This window comes from Streptomyces sp. (assembly GCF_036566765.1).
Classification (GTDB): domain Bacteria; phylum Actinomycetota; class Actinomycetes; order Streptomycetales; family Streptomycetaceae; genus Streptomyces.
This window is the reverse complement of record NZ_DATCVQ010000751.1, coordinates 1-5,645: the sequence shown is the minus strand read 5'-3', so window position 1 is coordinate 5,645 and position 5,645 is coordinate 1. Positions and strand designations below refer to the sequence as shown.

Genomic DNA, 5,645 nt, shown 5'->3' with positions numbered 1-5,645 from the left:
TGCCCGCGATCCCGCCAGGACCCGGCCGCGCCCGCCCGCCCGCGCCGCGGCCACGCGCCCGCCCCTCAATGCCGGGCGACCCACCCCTTCTCGTACGCGTGCCAGCCCAGCTGGAGGCGGGTCGTGACGCCCGTCAGTTCCATCAGGCCCTTGACCCGGCGCTGGACCGTGCGCAGCCCCAGGTCCAGCTGCTTGGCCACGCTGGCGTCCGTCATGCCGGCGAGGAGCAGGGACAGGACCTCCAGGTCCGTCGCGTCCGGGCCGGGGGTCTCGTCCTCGGTGACCTGGGCGCCCGCGCCCAGGCGCAGCGGGAGCGCCTCGCGCCAGACCGACTCGAACAGGCCCATCAGGGACTCCAGCAGCCCGCTGGCGTGCACCACCAGGGCGGCGGGTTCCACGCCGCGGCCGGTCAGCGGGACCATCGCGAGCGTGCGGTCCGCCACCACCAGCTTGGTCGGCACCCGGTCCACCACCCGGATCCGCTCGTCGCGCCCGAGCGCCGCCGTCAGCTCGCCGAGACCCGACGGCAGCGTCAGGACCTCCCGCTCCAGGACCACCCGGTAGGCCACGCCCCGGCTGGCAGCCCGCTCCTCCGCGTCGTTCTCCATGGCGGTCACCGCGATCGGCTTGCCCGTCACCAGCGCGCAGACCTCCTCCGTCGCCCCCAGCTGGAGCTGGAGGAAGCGGTGCGCCACCGCGCTGCGCCCGGTCACCACCTCCACCAGGTCGTGCACCGCCGGCTCGGCGGCCTCCGCCCGGTACTCCTCCGCGAGCAGCTGCGCCGCCATCTCCGCCTGCTCCAGCTCGTGCCGCTGCTGCGTCAGCAGCGCGCCCAGCGCCACCCCGGGCGGCGCGGCCACCCAGCGGCCGGTCCGAGCCGTGGACTGCGCCGCGAGACCCTGGGCCTCCAGGCGGCGCAGCGCCCGCTCGGTGTCCGGCTCCGGCATCGCCAGATGGTGGGCCAGATCCGTGACCTCCGCCGCCCCCAGCGCGATCAGCGCGCGGTACGCGGACTCCTGGCGTTCGTCGAGACCTATCGCTCCCAGCACCCCTGCCCCACCCCTTACCGGACCCTCAGGTTCCAACACGCCTCTGGCGGGAATCGGCCACGGCGCATTCCCGCCGCGCACATCATCCCTGCACCACCCGCTCCTCTGCCAATGTGGCGCCACCGCAGCACCAACAGCCTCCGGGACAGGGCTCTTCGGCAGCCCATGCCCGGATTCACCTGGGGAGAGCGATGCGTCCGATATCGCGTACGGCACTGGGAGCGGCGACCGCCGCCGTCCTGGCCGTCACCGCGGTCGCGCCGTCCACGGCGGCAACGCCGCAGGACGACACGGCCGGAAAGCGACCGCTGGTCGGCAGCGAGGCCGCCGCCCGGACGGGGGAGAGGCCCGCGACCGTCACCCTCGTCACAGGGGACCGGATCCTCGTCACCCGCGACGCCGCCGGCAACCCCGCCGCCGCGGCGCTGCCCCGCGAGGACGGCACCGTGCCGCTCGTGCAGACCCGCCGCTCCGGCAAGGACCTGTACGTGTACCCGGAGGGCGCCACCGCCGCCCTCGCCGCGGGCCGCGTCGACCGGGAGCTCTTCAACGTCACCGGCCTGATCCGGCAGGGCTACGACGACGCCACCACCGCCACCGTGCCGCTGATCGCCGTGTACGGCTCCGACGTCGCCCGCTCCGTGCCCGCCGCCCCGCGCGGCGCCAAGCGCGGCAAGGTCCTCAAGACCGTCGACGGCGTCGCCCTCGCCGCCGACAAGAAGCAGGCGGGCGCGTTCTGGAAGGACGTCGAGGACTCCCGGAGCCGCTCCGCCAGCGGCCTGAAGAAGGTCTGGCTCGACCGCAAGGTCGAGGCCACCCTGGAGCGCTCCACGCAGCAGGTGCACGCCCCCGAGGCCTGGGCCGCCGGCTATGACGGCAAGGGCACCAAGGTCGCCGTCCTCGACACCGGCGCCGACGCCGAGCACCCCGACCTCAAGGGCCGCATCGTCGCCGCGGAGAACTTCACCGACTCCGACAGCGCCGCCGACTTCCAGGGCCACGGCACCCACACCATCTCCACCGTCGGCGGCTCCGGCGCCGCGAGCGGCGGGAAGAAGAAGGGCGTCGCGCCCGGCGCCGAGCTCCTCAACGGCAAGGTCCTCAACGACTACGGCTCCGGCGCCACGTCCTGGATCATCGCGGGCATGGAGTGGGCCGTCGCCCAGGGCGCCGACGTCGTCTCGATGAGCCTCGGCAACCCCTCCGAGACCGACTGCACCGACCCGATGAGCGCCGCCGCCGAGCAACTCGCCCAGACCAAGGGCACGTTGTTCGTCATCGCCGCCGGCAACTCCGGCCCCTCGCTCAACACGGTTTCCTCGCCCGGCTGCGCGCCCAGCGTCCTGACCGTCGGCGCGACCGACCGCGACGACTCCACCGCGTACTTCTCCAGCCGCGGCCCGACGACCCTGAGCCACACCCTCAAGCCGGAGATCGCCGCCCCCGGCGTCGGCATCTCCGCCGCCGCGGCAGGCGGCCGGGGCGTGTATGCGTACCAGAGCATGTCCGGTACGTCGATGGCCACCCCGCACGTCGCGGGCGCCGCCGCCATCGTCAAGCAGCGCCACCCCGACTGGACCGCCCAGCAGATCAAGGCCGCGCTCGTCTCCTCCGCCGAGAACGGCGTCCCCGGCGACGTCCGCGAGGTCGGCGGCGGCCGGCTCGACGTCAAGGCGGCGATCGACCAGACCGTCCTCGGCGCCCCGGCCGTCCAGGGCGGCACCTTCAACTGGCCGCAGAACAGCACCGACCGGACCACGGTCGCGGTGCCGTACACCAACACCTCAGACAAGCCCGTCACCCTGACGCTCGCCGTCGAGAAGGTCACCGGCAACAACGGCTCCCGCATCAGCTCCGCCGTCGCCCGCCTCGGACAGCGCACCGTCACCGTTCCGGCCGGCGGCACCGCCGAGGTCCCGCTGAAGCTCGACCCGGCCGCCGACCTGGAGCGCGCCCAGTACGGCGACGTCACCGGCCGCGTGGTCGCCACCGCCCCCGGCGGCGTCCACGTCTCCACCCCGTTCTCGCTGTACGTCGAGCCCGAGACGGTCACCCTGCGCGTCAAGCTGATCGACCGTCAGGGCAAGCCCGCGGACGGGGCGTCGTCCCTCGACGTCATCGGCACCGACACCGCCTCCGGCGAGCGCCGCTTCAACTCGGGCTCCGCCGACCAGGTGTACCGGCTGCGCCCCGGCAGCTACTTCCTGTCCTCCTTCGTCACCACCCCCGACGCGGGCGAGAACGCCTCGCTCGACGACTCGCTCAGCTACCTGGGCCGCCCTCAGGTGGAGCTGAAGAAGGACACCGTCGTCGTCCTCGACGCCCGCAAGGCCCACCGGCTCTCGGTGCGCACCGACAAGCCCGGTGAACTGCGCGGCGCCACGCTGGCGTTCGCCCGCTCCTGGGACGACACCTGGATGCACGGCGGCACGATCGCCGGCTCGCGCACCGTCCGCGGCTACTACGCCTCCGTCGAAGGCGGTGCCGACGACGGCGACTTCGAGTTCGGCAGCTACTGGCGCACCGCCGCCCCGCTGATCTCCGAGCTGACGGCCCATGACGGCGTGGCCGGCCTGGCCCTGCACCCGGTCACCGCCTCCAGCGGCTCCGACAACCTCGACGGCGCCGGCTCCGCGCGTCTCGTCGACGCGGGCGCGGGCACCCCGGCCGAACTGACGGCTGCTCAGGTGAAGGGCCGGATCGCACTGGTCCGCTTCCCCGACGACTCCACCGGCGCGGCAACGGTCGCCCGCGACGCCAAGGCCGCCGGCGCGATCGCCGTCCTCGGCCACCGCACCGCCCCCGGCCGCTGGTACCCGACCGCCGGCTTCACCGGCGCGGGATTCCCGGTCCTCGCCGTACAGTCCGCCGAGGGCGCGACGCTGCTGCAGAAGCTCGCCGCCGGCGAGGTCATCCTCTCCTGGAAGGCCACCGCGAAGAGCCCCTACCTGTACAACCTGGCGTTCCCGGAGTCCGGCGCGATCCGCGAGGACACGTCGTACCGCGTCCGTGACACCGAACTGGGCCGCACCGAGTCCACGTACACCGCGATGGGCATCGCCAACGACTTCCTCGACTTCGGCGCGGCGCACCGCCCGAACGGCATGGCGATCGGCTTCGGCGGCCTGGAGACGGTCCCCGCGCCGGGCTCCCGCACCGAGTACCGCACCGCCGGCGACACAGCCTGGAGCACGATGCTCTGCTCCAGCTTCCCGTTCGGCGAGTTCATGATCGGCCGGCCGCACGCGTACCGGGCCGGCGAGAAGCGCACCGAGCGCTGGTACGACGGCGTCGTCGCCCCCACCGCCCCGCGCGACTCGTCCGGAAAGCCGGTCCTCGTCTCCGAGCGGCAGGGCAACCTGATCGGCTTCGCCGACGCCATGTGGGGCGACACCACGCACCACGGCGAGCCCGGCTCCTTCGGCGACATCGGCAACCTCCGGCTCAGCAAGGACGGCGAGCCGATCGGCGAGAGCGCATGGCCGTTCGGGGTCTTCGACGTCCCGTCCGAGAACGGGACGTACACGCTCGAACAGAACGTCATGAAGATAGGCAGCAGGGTCTGGAACCGCTCGACTTCCGTCAACTCCCTCTGGAAATTCACCTCGAAGCTCGACGAGAGCGTCTACTCTCAGGGCATCCCGATTCTCTTCCCCCGGTACGACCTTCCGGAGGACGGACTCAAAACCCTCGCCGCGGCCGACAACCAACGGATCGGCCTCACCGCGACGGGTCACGCGGGCTACACGCCCGCGGCGCTCACCTCCGCGAAGCTCTCGTACTCCTATGACGGGGGCGTCAGCTGGACGGCGGCGCAGGTCGCCCAGCAGGGCGGCGCCTGGAGCGCGACCGTGAACCACGCGGGCGCGGCCGGCAAGCAGGTCACCCTGAAGACCGAACTGACGGACGCCCACGGCAACTCCGTCACCCAGACCGTGGTCCGCGCTTACGACGTGCGCTGATCACGCCGGTCCGCCGGGCGTCCTTCCCGTGGGGGGTGGGGTCGCCCGGCGGACCACTTTTTCCGGATGTCCCGTTTTCGCACGCCCTTCGCGGTGGACAATAAGGGCATGACTCAGCAGGGGGACAACTGGTGGGACAAGCTGTACGACGACACGGCGCCGGACACGGCCCCGACGACGTCGGGTGACACCCTCGACGACCGCTTCGACTCGGCGTCCCGGGCGACGGGTGAGGCGCCCGAGGCGCCTCCGCCTCCGCAGGGGCCTCCGGCCTCGCCGGAGACGTCCCCGGAGACGCGTGCACTGAGGATGCCCCGTGTGCCGGAGGCGCCCCCGCCCTCGCAGGAGACGTCCCCGGAGACGCGCGCACTGCGGATCCCCCGCGTGCCGGAGGCGGCCCCGGCCCCGCCGGCTCCGCCCGAGCCCATGGCGCCCCCGCCGCCGCCCCTGCCGCCTCCGTCCTCGCCGTCGCCTCCGTCCTCGCCTCCGCCCGTCGGGCGTGCGCCGTGGGAGGCCCCGGTCCAAGGCTCGGCCGCCCCGCGCACGTTCCCGTCGCGGCCGCCGGAGCCGCCCGCGGAGCCCCCCGTACCGCCCCTCCCCGACGCACCGCCGACCGCCGCGGCCGCAGGCCCGG

At 73.7% G+C, this 5,645-nt stretch carries 2 protein-coding genes and 1 pseudogene; 2 read left to right on the top strand and 1 reads right to left on the bottom strand.

All coding sequences use genetic code 11. The annotated features are described in order from the left end of the window. Positions 1-65 precede the first annotated feature (65 nt). The gene (locus tag VIU94_RS43545; RefSeq protein ID WP_331921076.1) at positions 66-1,049 is read right to left on the bottom strand and encodes a helix-turn-helix domain-containing protein; all 984 of its coding nucleotides are present in this window, start codon (positions 1,047-1,049) and stop codon (positions 66-68) included. Between the two features lie 191 nt (positions 1,050-1,240). On the opposite strand from VIU94_RS43545, the gene VIU94_RS43540 reads away from it, so the two are divergent. Both VIU94_RS43540 and VIU94_RS43535 read left to right on the top strand, forming a co-directional pair. Next, on the top strand, positions 1,241-5,011 hold the full coding sequence (locus tag VIU94_RS43540) for a S8 family peptidase (protein WP_331921074.1): 3,771 nt from the start codon (positions 1,241-1,243) through the stop codon (positions 5,009-5,011). Between the two features lie 108 nt (positions 5,012-5,119). Continuing rightward, a pseudogene (locus tag VIU94_RS43535) lies at positions 5,120-5,645 on the top strand (protein phosphatase 2C domain-containing protein); the annotation flags it as partial.

Excerpts from the sequence above, each read along its gene's own strand:
- VIU94_RS43540 (WP_331921074.1), top strand. The coding sequence starts at position 1,241 with ATGCGTCCGATATCGCGTACGGCACTGGGAGCGGCGACCGCCGCCGTC.